The organism is Streptomyces chlorus, assembly GCF_042655885.1.
Taxonomy (GTDB): Bacteria; Actinomycetota; Actinomycetes; order Streptomycetales; family Streptomycetaceae; genus Streptomyces; species Streptomyces chlorus.
This window is the reverse complement of sequence record NZ_JBHSOA010000009.1, coordinates 418,453-435,730: the sequence shown is the minus strand read 5'-3', so window position 1 is coordinate 435,730 and position 17,278 is coordinate 418,453. Positions and strand designations below refer to the sequence as shown.

12 protein-coding genes and 1 pseudogene are annotated in these 17,278 nt (G+C 71.7%); 4 read left to right on the top strand and 9 right to left on the bottom strand.

Annotated features, from left to right (window positions below):
* Positions 1-334 precede the first annotated feature (334 nt).
* Together ACFPZI_RS06370 and ACFPZI_RS06365 are read right to left on the bottom strand one after the other, a co-directional pair.
* Positions 335-961 (bottom strand): DUF3017 domain-containing protein, encoded by a 627-nt coding sequence (locus ACFPZI_RS06370; RefSeq protein WP_381359273.1) that lies wholly within the window; start codon positions 959-961, stop codon positions 335-337.
* Positions 951-1,805, bottom strand: a complete 855-nt coding sequence (locus tag ACFPZI_RS06365) for a bifunctional methylenetetrahydrofolate dehydrogenase/methenyltetrahydrofolate cyclohydrolase (RefSeq protein WP_381359272.1) — start codon at positions 1,803-1,805, stop codon at positions 951-953. The genes ACFPZI_RS06370 and ACFPZI_RS06365 overlap by 11 nt, the downstream gene beginning before the upstream one ends.
* 399 nt (positions 1,806-2,204) lie before the next feature.
* Between ACFPZI_RS06365 and ACFPZI_RS06360 the strand changes: the two genes are divergently transcribed.
* Positions 2,205-2,810, top strand: coding sequence for a hypothetical protein (locus tag ACFPZI_RS06360; RefSeq protein ID WP_381359269.1), 606 nt, complete (start codon positions 2,205-2,207; stop codon positions 2,808-2,810).
* A 213-nt stretch (positions 2,811-3,023) separates the two neighbouring features.
* Positions 3,024-3,488, top strand: a pseudogene (locus ACFPZI_RS06355) (FHA domain-containing protein); the annotation flags it as partial.
* A 216-nt stretch (positions 3,489-3,704) separates the two neighbouring features.
* Here ACFPZI_RS06355 and purH read toward each other — a convergent pair.
* Both purH and purN read right to left on the bottom strand, forming a co-directional pair.
* Positions 3,705-5,291 carry a bifunctional phosphoribosylaminoimidazolecarboxamide formyltransferase/IMP cyclohydrolase gene (gene purH / locus ACFPZI_RS06350; protein ID WP_381359267.1) on the bottom strand — a complete coding sequence of 529 codons (1,587 nt, stop codon included), beginning with the start codon at positions 5,289-5,291 and terminating at the stop codon, positions 3,705-3,707.
* Positions 5,288-5,926 carry a phosphoribosylglycinamide formyltransferase gene (gene purN / locus ACFPZI_RS06345; protein WP_381359264.1) on the bottom strand — a complete coding sequence of 213 codons (639 nt, stop codon included), beginning with the start codon at positions 5,924-5,926 and terminating at the stop codon, positions 5,288-5,290. Before purN ends, purH begins: the two co-directional genes overlap by 4 nt.
* A gap of 410 nt (positions 5,927-6,336) precedes the next feature.
* Here purN and ACFPZI_RS06340 point away from each other — a divergent pair, with 410 nt between their 5' ends.
* Entirely contained in the window at positions 6,337-7,149 is an 813-nt protein-coding gene (locus tag ACFPZI_RS06340; protein ID WP_381359261.1) for an MFS transporter, read from the top strand.
* Between the two features lie 260 nt (positions 7,150-7,409).
* Here ACFPZI_RS06340 and ACFPZI_RS06335 read toward each other — a convergent pair whose 3' ends face one another.
* Complete coding sequence (locus ACFPZI_RS06335; protein WP_381359259.1) at positions 7,410-8,864, bottom strand: cell division protein PerM; 1,455 nt, start codon at positions 8,862-8,864, stop codon at positions 7,410-7,412.
* Positions 8,865-8,969: 105 nt separating this feature from the next.
* On the opposite strand from ACFPZI_RS06335, the gene ACFPZI_RS06330 reads away from it, so the two are divergent.
* A complete protein-coding gene (locus ACFPZI_RS06330) occupies positions 8,970-10,151 on the top strand; it encodes a helix-turn-helix domain-containing protein (protein ID WP_381359257.1) in 1,182 nt (393 codons plus the stop codon).
* Positions 10,152-10,249: 98 nt separating this feature from the next.
* Here ACFPZI_RS06330 and sucD read toward each other — a convergent pair whose 3' ends face one another.
* The 4 genes from sucD to ACFPZI_RS06310 all read right to left on the bottom strand — a co-directional run bounded on the left by sucD (position 10,250) and on the right by ACFPZI_RS06310 (position 17,228).
* Positions 10,250-11,134 (bottom strand): succinate--CoA ligase subunit alpha, encoded by an 885-nt coding sequence (sucD, locus tag ACFPZI_RS06325; RefSeq protein WP_381359255.1) that lies wholly within the window; start codon positions 11,132-11,134, stop codon positions 10,250-10,252.
* 21 nt (positions 11,135-11,155) lie between these two features.
* Positions 11,156-12,334 carry an ADP-forming succinate--CoA ligase subunit beta gene (gene sucC / locus ACFPZI_RS06320; protein ID WP_381359252.1) on the bottom strand — a complete coding sequence of 393 codons (1,179 nt, stop codon included), beginning with the start codon at positions 12,332-12,334 and terminating at the stop codon, positions 11,156-11,158.
* A gap of 1,089 nt (positions 12,335-13,423) precedes the next feature.
* Positions 13,424-14,605: a VWA domain-containing protein gene (locus ACFPZI_RS06315; protein WP_381359250.1), complete on the bottom strand. Its 1,182-nt coding sequence runs from the start codon at positions 14,603-14,605 to the stop codon at positions 13,424-13,426.
* Between the two features lie 151 nt (positions 14,606-14,756).
* On the bottom strand, positions 14,757-17,228 hold the full coding sequence (locus ACFPZI_RS06310) for a DUF5682 family protein (protein ID WP_381359547.1): 2,472 nt from the start codon (positions 17,226-17,228) through the stop codon (positions 14,757-14,759).
* Positions 17,229-17,278: the final 50 nt, after the last annotated feature.

Below are 17,278 nucleotides of genomic sequence, written 5' to 3'. Positions count from 1 at the left end.
CCACGGGCATGCGCGGTCGCACGCTCACCCGCTCGTGCCCCCAGTCTCCCATCGGCGCCTCCTTCGGCCGAACGGAACCAGTACAACGCGTGGGACATCACGATTGTCCGGGATCGCCATGATTATCATGCCGACTGTGCTCCGGGGGCTCTTCGGGAAGTTTCCAGGGCCATCCGGGGGACGTAGCGGAACGGTCACTTCCGTGCCACAGCGTCCGGAGAGCCGTTGAACAGCCGGTTCGCGGTGCAGGAAGGTTGTTTCCGGCGGCGGCCCGTCCTTTCACGGGGGTGAGGACGGACCGCCGTTCACCGGACGGCACGAGGCAGCGGCGGCGTCAACTGTTGTTGACGGTGAAGTGCAGGGTGTCCTTCAGGAACGGGATCTCCAGCCAGGGTCTGGGCTGCACCATCAGCGCCAGCAGCACGATCGCGAGGCCCAGGCCGCCGTACGTGACGATGTCCGTGAAGCGGGAGCGCACGGCGAGCATGCCGACGTCCGGCACCGCCCAGCGCAGTACCCCGCCCGCCAGCAGCGCCACGCCGATCAGCAGCGTGCCGATCCGGAACAGGTCGAACGCCGTCAGCAGCAGGCCGAGTCCGGCCACGAGCAGCACTGCGAGGATCGGCCACTGCCGTGCGGGTGCGGGAGCATCGCCCGGTGCGGCCCGGCCGCCGCCCTCCGGGCGTGCGGTGTCCCTGGTGAACAGCGGGAAGCGGCGGGTGGCGCGCCGCGGCCGCCCCGCGGCGTCGGGCGCGCTGACGGGGTCGGTGACCGTGGCCTCCTCGACGACGCCCTCGACCGGCTTCCGTTCCTGCCTCCTCTCCTGCTCCTGGGACCCCTGCTCCCGGGTCTGCCCCTGTTCCTGCTCCTGCCCCTGCTCCGGCTCCTGCGTCTCACGGGGGTTCATCCCGGTCCCGCGGGCCTTGGTCTCCGCTTTTCGGGCGTTGTGGTCAGCCGACACTGCGCTCCGCCGCCTCAACCACGTTGACCAGCAGTTGGGCCCGGGTCATCGGGCCGACACCGCCGGGGTTCGGGGAGATCCAGCCGGCCACCTCGGCCACGCCGGGGTGCACGTCACCCACGATCTTGCCCTCGGCGGTGCGGGAGACGCCGACGTCCAAAACGGCCGCGCCGGGCTTGACGTCCTCGGGGCGGACGAGATGGGCGGAGCCGGCGGCGGCGACGATAATGTCCGCGCGCTTGAGATGCGCCGACAGGTCGCGGGTGCCGGTGTGGCACTGGGTCACGGTGGCGTTCTCGCTGCGCCGGGTCAGCAGCAGCGGCATCGGGCGGCCGATGGTCACCCCGCGGCCGACGACCACGACCTCCGCGCCCTTGATCTCCACGCCGTAGCGGCGCAACAGGGTGAGGACGCCGTTGGGGGTGCAGGGCAGGGGGGCCGGCTCGTTCAGGACCAGACGGCCGAGGTTCATCGGGTGGAGGCCGTCGGCGTCCTTGTCCGGGTCCATGAGTTCGAGGATGCGGTTCTCGTCGATGCCCTTGGGCAGCGGCAGCTGGACGATGTACCCGGTGCAGGACGGATCCTCGTTCAGGTCACGGACGACCGCCTCGATCTCCTCCTGCGTGGCCGTTTCGGGCAGCTCCCGCTGGATGGAGGCGATACCGACCTGGGCACAGTCCCGGTGCTTGCCGGCGACGTACTTCTGGCTGCCGGGGTCGTTCCCGACGAGGATCGTGCCGAGGCCGGGCGTGACGCCCTTCTCCTTCAGCGCCGCCACGCGGGCGGTCAGATCGGACTTGATCGCTGCTGCGGTGGCCTTGCCATCGAGAATCTGGGCGGTCATGACCCCATCCTCGCGGATGACCGGGCCCGGGTTCCAATCCGCCCGCATTCCGGGCGCCGCGTACCGGGGTCGTACCCGGGTCGTACCCGGGTCGTACCCGGGTCGTACCCGGGTCGTACCGCGGGCGCGCTCCGGGCAGCCGCGAGGTTCGCGATCCCACACGCCGGCCCCGGTCCACTCCCGCACCGGCCATGTTCCACCCTCATCCAGCCAAGATCAGCAATGTTGCACTTGCACAACACAATCTGTCTGCGGCTGGACAACCGGCAGATCCGTCGAGAACGATGAACGCACAGTGCCGCGGGCAGTACCGGGGGGACGGACCGCATCTGTAGAGCTTCCTCCGAACCGCGCCCCGCGTGTCCCCGCACCTGAAGCGACAACGGAGGAAGAATCACCATGAGTTTCGGCGACCCGAACAACCCCTACGGGCAGCCGCCCCAGCAGCACTCCGGTCAGCCCGGCTACGGCTATCCCCAGCAGCAGTCCTCCGGCTACGGCTATCCCTCACCGCCGCGGTCCTACGGTGGGCCGGGTCCCGTCACGGTCATGCCGGGCAGTGTGAAGGCCGCGCGGGTGATGCTGTTCGTGCTCGGAGGGTTCCAGGTCCTCGGCGGTTTGCTGATGATCGTGGCCAGCGGCCGGCTCGCCGATTTCATCGAGGAGGAGATCTCCTCCGACCCGAACGTCTCCTCGGACCCGAACATCTCGTCGGAGGACCTGAGCACCATCGGCAACGTCAGCGCGGGCATCATGATCGTGTTCGGTGTGATCGCTTTGGCGTTCGCGTTCTGGGCAATCTTCACTGGCGTGAAAATGGCCACGGGGTACGGGGGGGTGCGCGTCTCCGCGATCATCTACGCCTCGGTGGTCACGCTGTTCAGCGTACTCACCCTGATCGGCGCCAACGTCTTCGCGTTGATCAGCCTGTTGCTCGGTGTCCTGATCATCGTGTTCTGTGCCAACCGGAACGGAAGTCAGTGGTTCAACCGGCCCCGGTACTGAGCCGGTTCCGCCGCTGAACCCACCCTCAACTGGGCGGCTTTCGCCGCAGGGCCCGTCCTCCGCCGCACCCGATCCGCGACTGTGCCGGCCGCGTCGGACGCCACTTCCGGCCCATCACGCCCCGGGGCCGTGTCTCACCCATACGGGGGAGACACGGCCCCGGGGCGTCGCCCCGGTCTGACGAGGTAGCCGTCAGGCACGGGGAGACGCACTTTGCACAGCATGATCGTCGTACCTCCGCCGACCCCGGGGGACGCTGGACACCGCAGCACACAACTCCGGCTCGCTCCCGGCGAGAGCCTCGCCTTCGGCCGGGCCGCGCAGCTCAACGACCTCCGCATCGACCACGACGGGGTCTCCCGCAGGGCCGGTGTGTTCACCGCACAGGGCGCCTTCCGGGTGCTGAGCGACCTCAGCCGGGGCCGGACGTACGTCGTCGGGAACCCGGACGGCGCGGGCGAGCACGTCAAGGTGGGACCGGGGCGGCTGGACGCGCCGGTGCCGTTCGAGTTCTCGCGCGTGGTGCTGCCCGCCGCGGGTGACCTGCTCGCCTTCGATGTCTGGGCACCGCGCCACACCTTCCGCAGCGTCGAGCGCCACGGCCTGGCCGGCGCCGCCACTGCCACTGCCACTGCCACTGCCACTGCCCCGGCGTTCACCCTCGACCACACCGAGCGGACTTCGCCGGGACGCCCGCGTGCGCGGCGCCCGGGGAACCGGTGAATCTGCCGGGGATCCGGGTCCGCTCGCACCGCTGGGTAAACAGCTGCTGACCCGAGCCGTTCCTGCGGCGGGTCGTGTCCCTCGGGGGACGCGGCCCGCCCGTGCCCCGGGTGGCCCGACGGCCGCCCGGGGCACGGACATGTGGTGTCGTGTCGCCGGACGGCGTGGCGCTCAGTGGAAGAAATGCCGCGTCCCCGTGAAGTACATCGTCACACCGGCCTTGTTCGCTGCCTCGACGACCTGTTCGTCGCGGACCGAACCGCCCGGCTGGACCACGGCCCTGACGCCGGCCCCGGTGAGGATCTCCAGGCCGTCCGGGAAGGGGAAGAAGGCGTCGGACGCGGCGAAGGAACCGGCCGCGCGTTCGGCGCCCGCCCGCTCCACCGCGAGCTTCGCCGAGTCGACCCGGTTGACCTGGCCCATGCCGACGCCGACCGAGGCACCGTCCTTGGCGAGCAGGATGGCGTTGGACTTCACGGCCCGGCACGCCTTCCACGCGAAGGCCAGCTCGGCCAGCTCCGCCTCGGACAGCGCCTCGCCGCTCGCCAGGGTCCAGTTCGCCGGGTCGTCGCCCTCGGCCTGGAGACGGTCGGTGACCTGGAGGAGGGCGCCGCCGTCGATCGGCTTGACCTCGACCGGGGCAGCGGGGGCCTCGGGGGCGCGCAGCACGCGGATGTTCTTCTTCTTGGTGAGGGCCTCGAGGGCGCCCTCCTCGTAGTCCGGCGCGACGACGACCTCGGTGAAGATCTCGGCGACCTGCTCGGCCATCTCCTTGGACACCGGGCGGTTGACCGCGATCACACCGCCGAACGCGGACAGCGGGTCGCAGGCGTGCGCCTTGCGGTGCGCCTCGGCGACGTCCGCGCCGACCGCGATGCCGCACGGGTTGGCGTGCTTGATGATCGCGACGCACGGCTCGCTGTGGTCGTACGCGGCACGGCGGGCGGCGTCCGTGTCCGTGTAGTTGTTGTACGACATCTCCTTGCCGTGCAGCTGCTCGGCCTCGGCCAGGCCGCCGCCCGCGGCGGAGCCGCCGATGAATGCGGTCGACGTGTAGAGGGCGGCGGGCTGGTGCGGGTTCTCGCCGTAGCGCAGGGTGTGGGCGCGGTCCCAGGTGGCGCCGAGGAAGTCGGGGAAGCGCGACTCGTCCACGGGGGCGTACTCGGAGGCGAACCAGGAGGCGACCGCCACGTCGTACGCGGCGGTGTGCCGGAAGGCCTCGGCGGCGAGCCGCTTGCGGGTGGCGAGGTCGAAGCCGCCGTCCTGCACCGCCGACAGGACGTCGGCGTAGCGGGCGGGGTTGGTCACCACGGCGACCGAGGGGTGGTTCTTCGCCGCGGCGCGCACCATCGACGGTCCGCCGATGTCGATCTGCTCGACGCACTCGTCGGGCGTCGCGCCCGAGGCGACGGTCTCGCGGAACGGGTAGAGGTTCACCACGACCAGGTCGAACGGCTCCACGCCCAGCTCGCCGAGCTGCTGCCGGTGACTGTCGAGGCGCAGGTCGGCGAGGATGCCCGCGTGGACCTTCGGGTGCAGGGTCTTGACGCGGCCGTCCAGGCACTCGGGGAAGCCGGTGAGTTCCTCGACCTTGGTGACGGGGACGCCGGCGGCGGAGATGCGGCCGGCGGTGGACCCGGTGGAGACGAGCTCCACGCCGGCCTCGTGCAGGCCGCGCGCGAGGTCCTCGAGGCCGGTCTTGTCGTAGACGCTGACGAGCGCCCGTCGGATGGCCCGCTTGTTGCTCTCGGCGGTCACTGGATAACTACCTTTCGTCCCTCAATGCGATAGCCGTTGCGGGCGAGCCGCCCCACGACCTCGACGAGCAGCCTTCGCTCGACTTCCTTGATGCGCTCGTGCAGCGCGCTCTCGTCGTCCTCGTCCCGGACCTCCACCACGCCCTGCGCGATGATCGGCCCGGTGTCGACGCCGTTGTCGACGAAGTGGACGGTGCAGCCGGTGACCCTGGCGCCGTACGCGAGCGCGTCCCGTACGCCGTGGGCTCCGGGAAAACTGGGCAGCAGGGCAGGGTGGGTGTTGACGAACCGCCCGCCGAAGCGCGCGAGGAACTCCTTGCCCACGATCTTCATGAACCCGGCGGAGACCACAAGGTCGGGCTCATGGGCGGTGACGGCCTCGGCGAGCGCCGCGTCCCACTCCTGGCGGGTGGCGAAGTCCCCGAGCCGGCATACGAAGGTCGGCAGCCCGGCACGCTCGGCGCGGGCGAGCCCCTCGATGCCCCCACGGTCGGCGCCGACGGCCACGACCTCGGCTCCGTACGCCTCGGCGCCGACGGCGCCGATCTCGTCGAGGAGCGCCTGAAGGTTGGTGCCGGATCCGGAGACCAGCACGACGAGACGCTTGGCGCGCTCGGCCACGGGCTTGGCGGCCACGGTGGGGCCCTTTCTCGGGGAGCGCTGGTGCGGTCGGAGACCAGCACTTTGTACATTCATACGAATGCTTCGTGCCCTCGGATACGGGGAAGTCTACGAAGCGGCCGACCGCCAGCAACGATACCGGCACAGGGGGCGGCCCCCACGGGACGGGGGCGTGGCCGGAAGGTAGCGTCTGGGAAGAGCCGGTTCGGGAACGTCCGGGAACGTCCGGTCACCCGGGAACGCCACCTGCGCACCAGGCGTTCACAGGACAAGGCGCCGAGACCGGAAAGCGGACGGGAACGCTCCAGCTCAGCCGCGCATGTCCAGCCCGTCGAGCAGTAGCCGTAGAAGTAGAAACAGTAATCGAGCATTAGTCGTCACAGTCGTAACTTGATTGACTTGATTAAGGGGAAGACGCTCACTTGATGCCGGACCGCAGCCTGCGATTCCTCACGTTCCCCCAGCCGTCGGTGCAGGGAGGGGAGCGTGGCGCCGTGCTGCTGCGGGAGCGCCCCTCCTCGCCGCCCGGGACGACCCAGGGCGAGGGCAGCGACAGGCGCCGTGGCTCCGAGGAGAACAATCCGTTCGCGCCGCCACCGGAGGGATCTCCCGACCAGCCCTGGCAGCCCCGGCACCCGTCCGACGACGAGGGCGGTGACGGCGGCGGCCAGGGAGACGGCGGCGGCCGCTCCTCCTGGGGCGGGCGGTGGAGCGACCGGCAGCCCGGCCGCTCCTCCGGCGGCTTCGGCGAGCGCCCGCGCGGTCCGGAGGGGCAGGGCGGCGGCGGGGCCGGCGGCCCTCAACGCCCTGGCCCACGCTGGGATCCCACGGATCCGGCCCAGCGCCGGGCGCGTTACTCCCTGCTGTCCGGCATGTGGGCCTTCTTCTTCGCCCTGTTCGGCTGGCCGTACGTCGCGCTGCTGCTGGGTGCGCTCGCCGTGTACTGGGCCGTCAGCGCCCTGCGGGCCAAACCCCGCGCGGCCTCCGACCCCGACTCCCCGGCACCGCCCGAGCAGGCGGGCCGCCCACAGAAGGGCCGCCCGCAGACCACGGCGGCGGTGAGCGGATTGGTCACGGCCTCCCTGGCTCTCATCCTGGTCGCCGTCAGTTTCACGGCACAGGTGGTCTACCAGGATTACTACACATGCACGAGTGACGCCCTCACTCAGCAGTCCAAGGAGTCCTGCAACAAGCTCCTGCCGGACGAGCTCCGGAACCTGCTCGGGACAGCCGACTGACGGCCGGATGACGGCCGACCAGCCGCCGCTCCCCGCCCCCGCTTCCCGAAGCCGCCTCCCGCCCTACTGGGCAGGGGGCGGCTTCGGGGTTTCGGGAGTGGTGGGCAGACCACTCTCAGGGAGGTCACGGCCGAGCCCCCTCGGCCGAGGGGCTCGGCCGGGGACGGGGTCCGCCGGGGACGGGGTCCGCCGGAAGGAAGTCGTAGGGGTCGGCGGCACCCCGGAGCCGTCGGCCGCCGGCCGTCGCGCCGGTGTTCACCCTACGGTGGCCCCCGGCGCGGGCTGCCGATCCTCGGGATCCGTGCCCGCGCGCCCACCCGCACCCCTGCCCACATCTCCTCGTCCGCGCCCGCCGGTGCCCGCTCCGCCCGTTCGCTCCGGGGCGTGCGGCACCGCCAGGCCCGTACCCCCAGGGCCGTCACCGTGGCCACCAGCCCGATCCACACCAGCGTCGCGCCCCCCGTCTGCCACCACACCGGCCCGAACCGGGAGAGCGCGGCGACCCCCATCGGCCCGCCCGCCAACGCGGCGAGCATCGCCAGCAGGGCCGCACACAGCGCCGCCGCCACTCCGGCGACACCGGCCGTCCGGCCCGGTGACCAGACCGCGTCCGGCTCCTGTCCCGACCGCTCGCCTCCGGGCTCCGCCGGGTGCCCGGCCGTCGTGGCGCCCTTCGCGACGTACCACCCCGCCACCGCCCCTGCTGCCAACGGCACCGTCCCGGCGGCCCAGTTCACCGGCGTCCCCGCCCCCGCGTCCGGCACCGCCGCAAGGAGCGGGAACCCGGGCAGCAGCGAGGCCGGTGAGGTGGAGAGCGGTGTCACGGCATGGCCGACGCCGAGGAGGAACCCGGGGCCCAGGGCGTACGACGCCGCCCACACCGCCGCGTTCGGCAGCAGGGTGATGCCGAGCAGCAGCACCGCGACCTGCCCCGACCACCCCTCCGTCAGCCGCAGGAAGGCCATCTGGGTTTCGCCGCCGTGCCACAGCAGTGACACCGTCAGCAGCAGCGCCCCGCCGCCGACGAGCACCGCCGCCCCGGCCGCCGCCGCGCGCGCCGCGACGCCGAGGCGTCCGTCCGGGCCGAGGAGCAGATGGCGTACTCCTCTCGGCAGCAGCGCGCCCACGGTCCGTTCCAGCGGCCCTCGCGGGCAGCCGTACGCCCGCCACACCCCTCCACCCGTGGCCACCATCGCGACCAGCGGCACGCACACCCCGACCGACGCCCACGCCGGCCGCAGCTCACCGCCCGCGGCGTAGAACGCGGCGGGCGTGCCGACGGTCAGGTAGCCGAGGACGACGCCCGCCCAGACCGTCGGGCCCTCGACGAGCGGGGCGTCGCCCGACGAGTCCGACGCGCCCCCGTCGGTGGCGTCGCGGGCCGCCCGGTGCAGCAGCCACACCGGGAGCGCGAGCAGCAGCAACGGCGGGACGCCGAGTGGGGCCGGCACACCGGAGAGCGTGTCGGTGCGGACCAGTTCGGCACCGTGTGCCAGCAGCCACAGCGCCGCCGCAGTGTTCAGCGCACCGTCGGGACCGCTGTCCGGGTACGGCGAGCTGATCCACAGCAGCATCACGAGCATGGCGAACGCGGCGAGTCCGAGCCCCGCCGCGAGGGCACCGCCGAGAAGGGCGGAGCCCAGCCCTGGCGAGCGGTCGCGCATCCGGGTGAGCAGGAGGGCAGGTCTCGTTCGGCGAGCGGTCGTCTGGATCACACCCGCCATGCTCCCAACGACACGCGCTTTACCTGTGTAACAGGCGAAGCGCCGCTGTGTCGCTCAATATACGTCTATGCACTTTTTCGCACGAAGGGGTGTCCTGTGACACGGAGCCCTGCCACCCCCCTCCCCCCGCCCGAGGAACGCCGACGCCTGCGTGAGTCCCACTCGCTGTCCCAGGCTCAGCTCGCCCGGCGGGTCGGCGTCAGCCGCGAGACGGTGCATGCGTGGGAGTCCGGCCGCACCGCACCGCGCGGCCGGAAGGGGGAGGCGTACGCGAAGCTGCTGACCGCCACCACCCCGACGAAACCCGAGCCCACCGGGCAGCCGGGATCCCCGGAGCCCTCCGACCGCACCGAGACCTCCGAGCCCTCCGAACTCATCAAGTCGGCCAAGCCCTCGGTGCGCTCTGACGGACGGAGCCGCCTGCGGCCGCACGCCCGGTCCGTCCGGTCCGCCCAGGAGGAGGCTGCCGATCCCACCACCCTGACGCCCACTCAGACGTTCGATGCCCTGTACGTCTTCTGCGCCCCCACGCTCGTACGACAGGCGTATCTACTGTCCGGCCGTCGCGACCTGGCGCGTGAATCGGTCGAGCGGGCCTTCCAACTGGCCTGGGAACGCTGGCCCGAGGTGGCCCGCGACCGCGACCCGGCCGGCTGGGTGCGCGCGGCGGCGTACGAGTGGGCGCTCGCCCCGTGGCACCGGTTCCGACCTCGCTACTGGCGCCCGGAACCACCACCCTCGCAGCCCTCCGACCGCGCGCTGCTGGACGCCTTGCTGCACCTGCCGCCGCCGTACCGCCGCACGGTCGTGCTCTACGACGGTGTCGGCATCGACCTGCCGGAGACCGCGGCGGAGACGGAGGCGAGCACGCCCGCGGCCGCGAGTCGCCTGCTGCACGCACACGAGATCCTCGCGGCCCGGCTGCCGGAACTGTCGGATCCGCTCGTACTGCACCAACGGCTGGCCGAACTGGCCTCCGCCGAACACCTCCGGTCGGCCGAACCGCCAAAGGTGCGCGACGGCAGCGAGCGCAGGGCCCGCTTCTGGACCCGGGCCGCCATCGCCTTCACGCTCACCCTGATCGGCGCCACCGCGCTCACCCTGCACACGGCTCCCACCCACTACGACCCGCCGGTGCCGCCCGGCGAGACGGTCCAGGGGGTGCCGTCGCGCGTGGCGCCGGGGCGGCCCCTCTCGGACAAGGAGCGGAAGCTGCGCACCAAGCTCCGCAAGGAACTGCTGCACGGCCCGGAGCGGCTGGCACCGCAGTCATGGTGACGGGCTCGGGTCCGGAACCGGAACCTGAACCGGGTCCAGAACAACGGATGGGCCCGTCTCCCCAGGGGGGACAGGCCCATCCGTTGTTCTGCGGCCGATCAGCCTGCGAGAATCTCGCGCGCCAGCTTGGCCGTCTCGGTCGGCGTCTTGCCGACCTTGACGCCCGCGGCCTCAAGGGCCTCCTGCTTCGCCTGGGCGGTACCGGACGAACCGGAGACGATGGCGCCGGCGTGGCCCATGGTCTTGCCCTCGGGCGCGGTGAAGCCCGCGACGTAGCCGACGACCGGCTTCTTCACGTTCTCCTTGATGTACGCCGCCGCCCGCTCCTCGGCGTCGCCGCCGATCTCACCGATCATCACGATCAGGTCGGTGTCGGGGTCGGCCTCGAACGCGGCCAGCGCGTCGATGTGGGTCGTGCCGATGACCGGGTCGCCACCGATGCCGACGGCCGAGGAGAAGCCGATGTCCCGCAGCTCGTACATCATCTGGTACGTCAGCGTGCCGGACTTCGAGACCAGGCCGATGCGGCCCGGCTTCGTGATGTCGCCCGGGATGATGCCGGCGTTCGACTGGCCCGGGGTGATCAGACCGGGGCAGTTCGGGCCGATGATCCGGGTCTTGTTGCCCTGCGACACGGCGTACGCGTAGAACGCGGCCGAGTCGTGGACCGCGATGCCCTCGGTGATGACGACCGCGAGCGGGATTTCGGCGTCGATCGCCTCGACGACGGCGGACTTCGCGAACGCCGGCGGTACGAAGAGGACGGATACGTTCGCACCGGTCTTCTCGATCGCCTCGGCGACCGTACCGAAGACCGGGATCTCGTTGCCGTCGATGTCGACGGAGGTGCCCGCCTTGCGCGGGTTCACACCGCCGACGATGTTCGTGCCGTCGGCCAGCATGAGCTTGGTGTGCTTCATGCCGGTGGCGCCGGTCATGCCCTGGACAATGACCTTGGAGTCTTTGTTGAGGAAAATAGCCATGGCTGTTTAGTCCCTCGTCCCTTACTTCGCAGCCGCGAGCTCGGCGGCCTTGTCGGCCGCGCCGTCCATGGTGTCCACACGCTGCACGAGCGGGTGGTTGGCGTCGGAGAGGATCCTGCGGCCCAGTTCGGCGTTGTTGCCGTCCAGACGCACGACCAGCGGCTTGGTGACTTCCTCACCCCTGTCCGCGAGCAGCTGCAGCGCCTGCACGATGCCGTTGGCGACCTCGTCGCAGGCGGTGATGCCACCGAAGACGTTGACGAACACGGACTTGACGTCCGGGTCGCCGAGAATGATCTCCAGGCCGTTCGCCATGACGGCGGCGGAGGCGCCACCGCCGATGTCGAGGAAGTTGGCGGGCTTCACGCCGCCGTGCGCCTCACCGGCGTAGGCGACGACGTCCAGGGTGCTCATCACGAGCCCCGCGCCGTTGCCGATGATGCCGACCTCGCCGTCGAGCTTGACGTAGTTGAGGTTCTTCTCCTTGGCGGCGGCCTCCAGCGGGTTGGCCGCGGCCTTGTCGTGGAGCGCCTCGAAGTCGGGGTGACGGAACTCGGCGTTGTCGTCGAGGGTCACCTTGCCGTCGAGGGCGAGGACGTCACCGGAGATGACCTTGGCCAGCGGGTTGACCTCGACGAGGAGCGCGTCCTCGGCGATGAAGGTCTTCCACAGCGTGACGAGGACGTTGGCGACCTTGTCGGCCACCTCGGCCGGGAACTTCGCGGCCTCGACGATCTCGCGCGCCTTCTCGGGGGTCACGCCCTCGTTGGCGTCGATCGGCGTCTTGGCGACGGCCTCCGGACGGGTGGCTGCCACCTCCTCGATGTCCATGCCGCCCTCGACGGACGCGATGGAGAGGAAGGTGCGGTTGGCACGGTCGAGGAGGAAGGAGACGTAGTACTCCTCGACGATCTCCGGAGCGGTCTCGGCGATCATCACCTTGTGGACCGTGTGGCCCTTGATGTCCATGCCGAGAATGTCCGTCGCGCGGGCGACGGCCTCGTCCGGGGTTGCTGCCAGCTTCACGCCACCGGCCTTGCCGCGGCCACCGACCTTCACCTGCGCCTTGACGACGGACTTGCCGCCGAAACGCTCGGTGATCTCGCGCGCCGCCTCAGGCGTGTCGATGACTTCACCGGCCAGCCCCGGTACATCATGCTTGGCGAAGAGGTCCCTCGCCTGGTACTCGAACAGGTCCACGCGCTTCCGTCCCTATCAGTGATCTCGCGGTTCGTTGATGCGTGGGCGTGCCGCGAAGGGCAACGTGACGACGTCCGCTGTGTCACAAGGGGAGCGCACACGGTGACCGAGCGCGCGGCATGTCCACCTCGCAGGCTATAGCCGGTTGCGAGGCGTCTCGAAATCCCGGGGTCACACCTGAGCGGTGATACCTGTCACATGATGCCCGGATTGGTGACACAGAGTGCCACCTGTGAGTGGCCTCACCGGGCTGGGGTTGACCCGGTGAGGCCCTCCGCGCACCCGAAGAGGCAGGGATGTTCCTACTCTCCGGGGTGCGGGATGACCGATCCCACCCCCATGGGGGCCGGTCATCCCCTCCACTGGTTTACGGCCGGACAAGCCGATGGTGTTCGGCCGTCCATGCCCGGATGCCCCCTGGAGTTTTCATTACTCGCGAGTCAGATTTCGTACGCGCAGGGCGGAACGCGTCGCACGGCGTGCGGCACGGGTGTGCGACACGAGGTGTGCGGGACGGCACGTACGGGACGTCGCGGTGTTCTTGGCGTACATGCCGTACATGCCGTACGCGGCGCGCAGGGCATGCAGGACGTACGGATGGCGCGGGCGGAATCCGACTGCGGGAGGCCGGGGAGGGCTGGGGTGGACTGGGCCCGAGTGGCTCAGGCGTCGGTGACCGGACCGGGCGGGGAGGTCCAGGGCTCGGATGGCCGCACGCAGAGGGGGCCTGGTCGACCCGGCAGGCGGGCCCACGACACCGTGAGGGGTCCCGGACAGACATGGCCGGCCGAGGGAGCGCGGCCCGCCCGTTGTGGGCGGGGACGACGGGGACGTCCCGGTACCGGTGCCGCGTCTCGGTTTCATCGGCCTGTGTGGTGGTGCCGGGGCCGAGCAGGAGGCAGGGGTGGTGACTCACGGTGATGACTTGGGCATCCCTGTGACGCGGGGTGCCGTGGTCGGCGGCGGTGCGGTTGCCCCCTCGTGCCGTCCGGGTTCCCGCCGGGGGGCGTGGGGGTCGGGGGTCGGGTCGGTGTGCGGCGCAGGGTGCGCCGTGCCGCCTCTTCTCCCTCCTCGTTCCCCCATGCCTCCTCACACCGGGTCCGGTACCGGCAGCGGCCTTTTCTCGATCGCCGCGGCCATCACCTCCGGGAACAGGTCGGGCGTACAGGCGAACGCCGGCGCGCCCAGTGCGGCAAGTGCGGCCGCATGCTCCCGGTCGTAGGCGGGCGCCCCCTCGTCGGACAGCGCCAGCAGCGTCACGAACTGCACCCCGGACGCCTTCATCGCCGCGACCCGCTTGAGCATCTCGTCGCGGATGCCCCCTTCGTAAAGGTCGCTGATGAGGACGACCACCGTCTCCGCCGGCCGGGTGATCTGCGACTGGCAGTACGCCAGCGCCCGGTTGATGTCCGTACCGCCGCCGAGCTGGGTCCCGAAGATCACGTCGACGGGGTCGTCGAGCTGGTCCGTGAGGTCGACGACCGCCGTGTCGAACACGACGAGCCGCGTGTCGATCGACCGCATGGACGCGAGGACCGCCCCGAACACCGACGCGTAGACGACGGAGGCCGCCATCGACCCGGACTGGTCGACGCAGAGGACGACCTCCTTCTTCACCGACCGCGCGACACGCCCGTAGCCGATGAGCCGCTCGGGCACGACCGTCCGGTACTCGGGAAGGTAGTGCTTGAGGTTGGCCGCGATGGTGCGGTTCCAGTCGATGTCGTGGTGACGGGGCCGGTTGACGCGGGCGCTCCGGTCGAGGGCGCCGGTGAGGGTGGCCCGGGCGCGGGTGGCGAGCCGCTTCTCCAGTTCGTCGACGACCTTGCGGACGACGGCCCGTGCGGTCTCCTTCGTCGTCTCCGGCATCGCCTTGTTGAGCGACATCAGGGTGCCCACGAGGTGGACGTCGGCCTCGACCGCCTCCAGCATCTCCGGTTCCAGGAGGAGGGTGGCGAGCCCCAACCGGTCGATGGCGTCGCGCTGCATGATCTGGACGACGGAGGACGGGAAGTAGGTCCGAATGTCCCCGAGCCAGCGCGCCACCGACGGCGCGGACGCCCCCAGCCCCGCCGAACGCTCCTGCCCTGCCTGCGGCTTGCTTCCCTTCCGCGACCCGTCCTCCTTTCCGTAGAGCGCGGTGAGCGCTCCGTCCATGGCGGCGTCCTGCCCGGCCAGACTGCATCCGATGCCGTCCGCCACGCCCCCGCCCAGCACCAGCCGCCACCGCCGCAGCCGCTCCTGCTCCACGTCCGTCACCGCAGTCGGCATGTGTCCCCCTTCGTGCTGTGATCCTTCGTGCCGTCGTCCTTCGTACCGCGGTCTTCGTCCTGTGCTCGTGTGTCCTGTGCTCGTGTGTCCTCTGCGCGTGGGCCCTGTGCGCGTGGGCCCTGTGGCGGTGCGCCTTGTTGCCGTACGTCGGTCATCGCGCCGCCCCGACCAGACCGGCGCGCGCGTCCCCGCCGCCTTCACCGCCCCGGGTGTCCTCGTCCAGGCCGAGCAGCAGCCGCACCACGGGCAGGACCGCGTCCGCACGACCGGAGTCGAGGCCGGACGCGAACCCGGGCGCCCCGAAACCGGTGGCCGCCGAGCCGCTCGGCGCCCCCGGTCCGCGCCGGACCAGCTCACCCAGCGTGCGCCGGACCCCGGACTCGTACGCCGAGAACGTCCGCCGCAGCAGCGGCAGTACGTCCGTGAACGCCTCCGCCGGCACACCCGTCAGCCACGCGTCGACCAGTCCGAGGAGCCGCTCGTCGTGGACGAGGAGCAGGCCGCCGCCCGAGCCTCCGCCGACGAAGCCCTCGATCCACGCCGCCGCGTCAGCCGGTGCCGTACCCGGCGACGCCAGCATCAGCCCCATCTGCCGGGCCGCCTCGTCCTGCGCCAGCTCCCCGTCGTCCAGCAGCAGGCGAACGGACCGCCCCCGTATCACCCCGTGCACGGTGTCCCGCGTCGCCAGCGTGCGCAGCACCGACGCCCAGCGGGCACGCAGATCCCCGTGGCCCGGTGCGGGCGCGTCGCCGAGGAGGCCGACCGCCCCGTGCACCGCGTCGAGATGGCGCCGCATCTCGTCGGCGGCGTCCGCGTCCAGTCCGGCACACGCCGGTGGCAGGCCGACCAGGATCCGCTCCGCCAGCCCGGCGGCGACCTCCGCGAGCGCCGCGGTGCCGGTGCCGCGCACATCGCCGTAGCGCAGCGAGCGGACCAGGGCCGGCAGGGCCTGGGCAAGATGGCCGACGTCCGAGTCGAGGGCCGCGCGGTCGGCGAGTATCCGCATCACCGTCGGCAGAGCGTCGGGCAGTGCGGCCAGGAGGCAGCGCTCGGCGAGCCCGGTGACGTCGGCCAGGCCCTGTGTGGCGACGGCGTCCGCCTCGGCCTTGGCGGTCGCGGCGGCGCGTACGGTCGTCCCCCATATCCCGGCCTCGGCGACCCGCACGGACAGTTCCGGTTCCCAGTGCAGCCGCCAGGTCTCCCGGAAGGTACCCGTGCTCCCGTACGAGGCCGTCGGCTCTCCCCAGTTCACGGCGAGCAGCCGCAGTCGGTGCAGCAGTCTGCTGCGCTCCCCGTCGGTCTCCTTGCGCAGGTCGAGTTCCAGCTCGCGCTCCGCGGCCTCGGGCTTCAGCCGCAGCCTGCGCTGGGTCCGCGTGAGATTCCGCTGGAGGGGCACCGCGGGCACCGCCGCCGGCACCTCCCCGAGCACGTCACCGACGATCAGCTGGTCGTGCACCAGTGCCAGCGGCACGTCGGATCCCTCGCACATCACCGCCCGTACCGCGTCGGTCGTCTCGCCCAGTCCGGGCAGGGGCCGGCCGCGCATCGCGGCGAGCGTGTCCGCCAGCCGTACCGCCTCGATGACATGGGCGGAGGACACGATCCGGTCCTCGGCCCGCAGCAGCCCCGCCACCTTGGTCATCCACCGCTCGACGGGCCGGTCCACCGCGCCGAACAGATGCCCGTACCAGCCGGGCGAGTCGATGCCCGCGCCGTATCCGCTGAAGCGGGACAGCCTGCGGTTCGTCCACGGCACCCAGGTCATGTCCGCCTTGACCTTCGGCAGCCCTTTCAGCAGTGCCCGGTCGGCGGCGACGGTGGCCCTTCGCCGCAACGCGGGCACATGCCAGGCACCGCAGACGACGGCCACGCCGCCCCCGAACTCGCGCTGCGCCGCCCGGATCTGGAGCCGCATGTACGCCTCGCGCACAAGGTCCTGTCCCGGCGCCACGGGAGAACCCGAGGCGGAATCCGGGTCCCGGTCGTGTCCCCCGCTCCCGTGTCCCTCCCGCAGCGCCGTCATGGCCTCCTCCAGGGCAGTGAACGGTGCGAGCGCGTCGCCCGTCCCGCCCACGCACCGGTGCTCGACGACGTCCTCCCACCACCGCTCGGCGTCGTCGTACCCGGCGGCCTCGGCCAGCACCCCGAGCGGATCGATCCGCGCCTCGCCGCCCGCCCCGGCACCGGTCGCCCGCTCCCCCTCATCCCCCTCGCCTGCCGTGCCTTCCTTGTCCGCCTCGTCCGTCTCGTCCGCCTCCTCATCCCTGCCCCAGGCCAGGCTGTGGGTGGCCGGCAGGTCGATGAAGCGGGCCGGGGCGCCGTGCTCGAGCGCCCAGCGGATCGCGACCCACTCGGGGGAGAACTCGGCGAGCGGCCAGAACGCCGAGCGGCCGGGCTCGTCCACGGCATGGGCGAGCAGGGCGACCGGCGGACGCATGTCCTCGTCCGCGGCAAGCGGAATCAGATCGTTCGCCTCGGACGGGCCCTCGATCAGGACGACCTCCGGCCTGGTCTCCTCCAACGCGGCCCGCACCGCCCGCGCCGACCCCGGCCCGTGGTGCCGCACACCGAGCAGCAGCAGCCCCGCTCCCCGGCCGCCACCGGGCCGGTCCACGTCGCTCATGGCGCCCATGCCGTCCCCGTCCCCCTCGAAGCCTCGCCGGGCGGGCACGC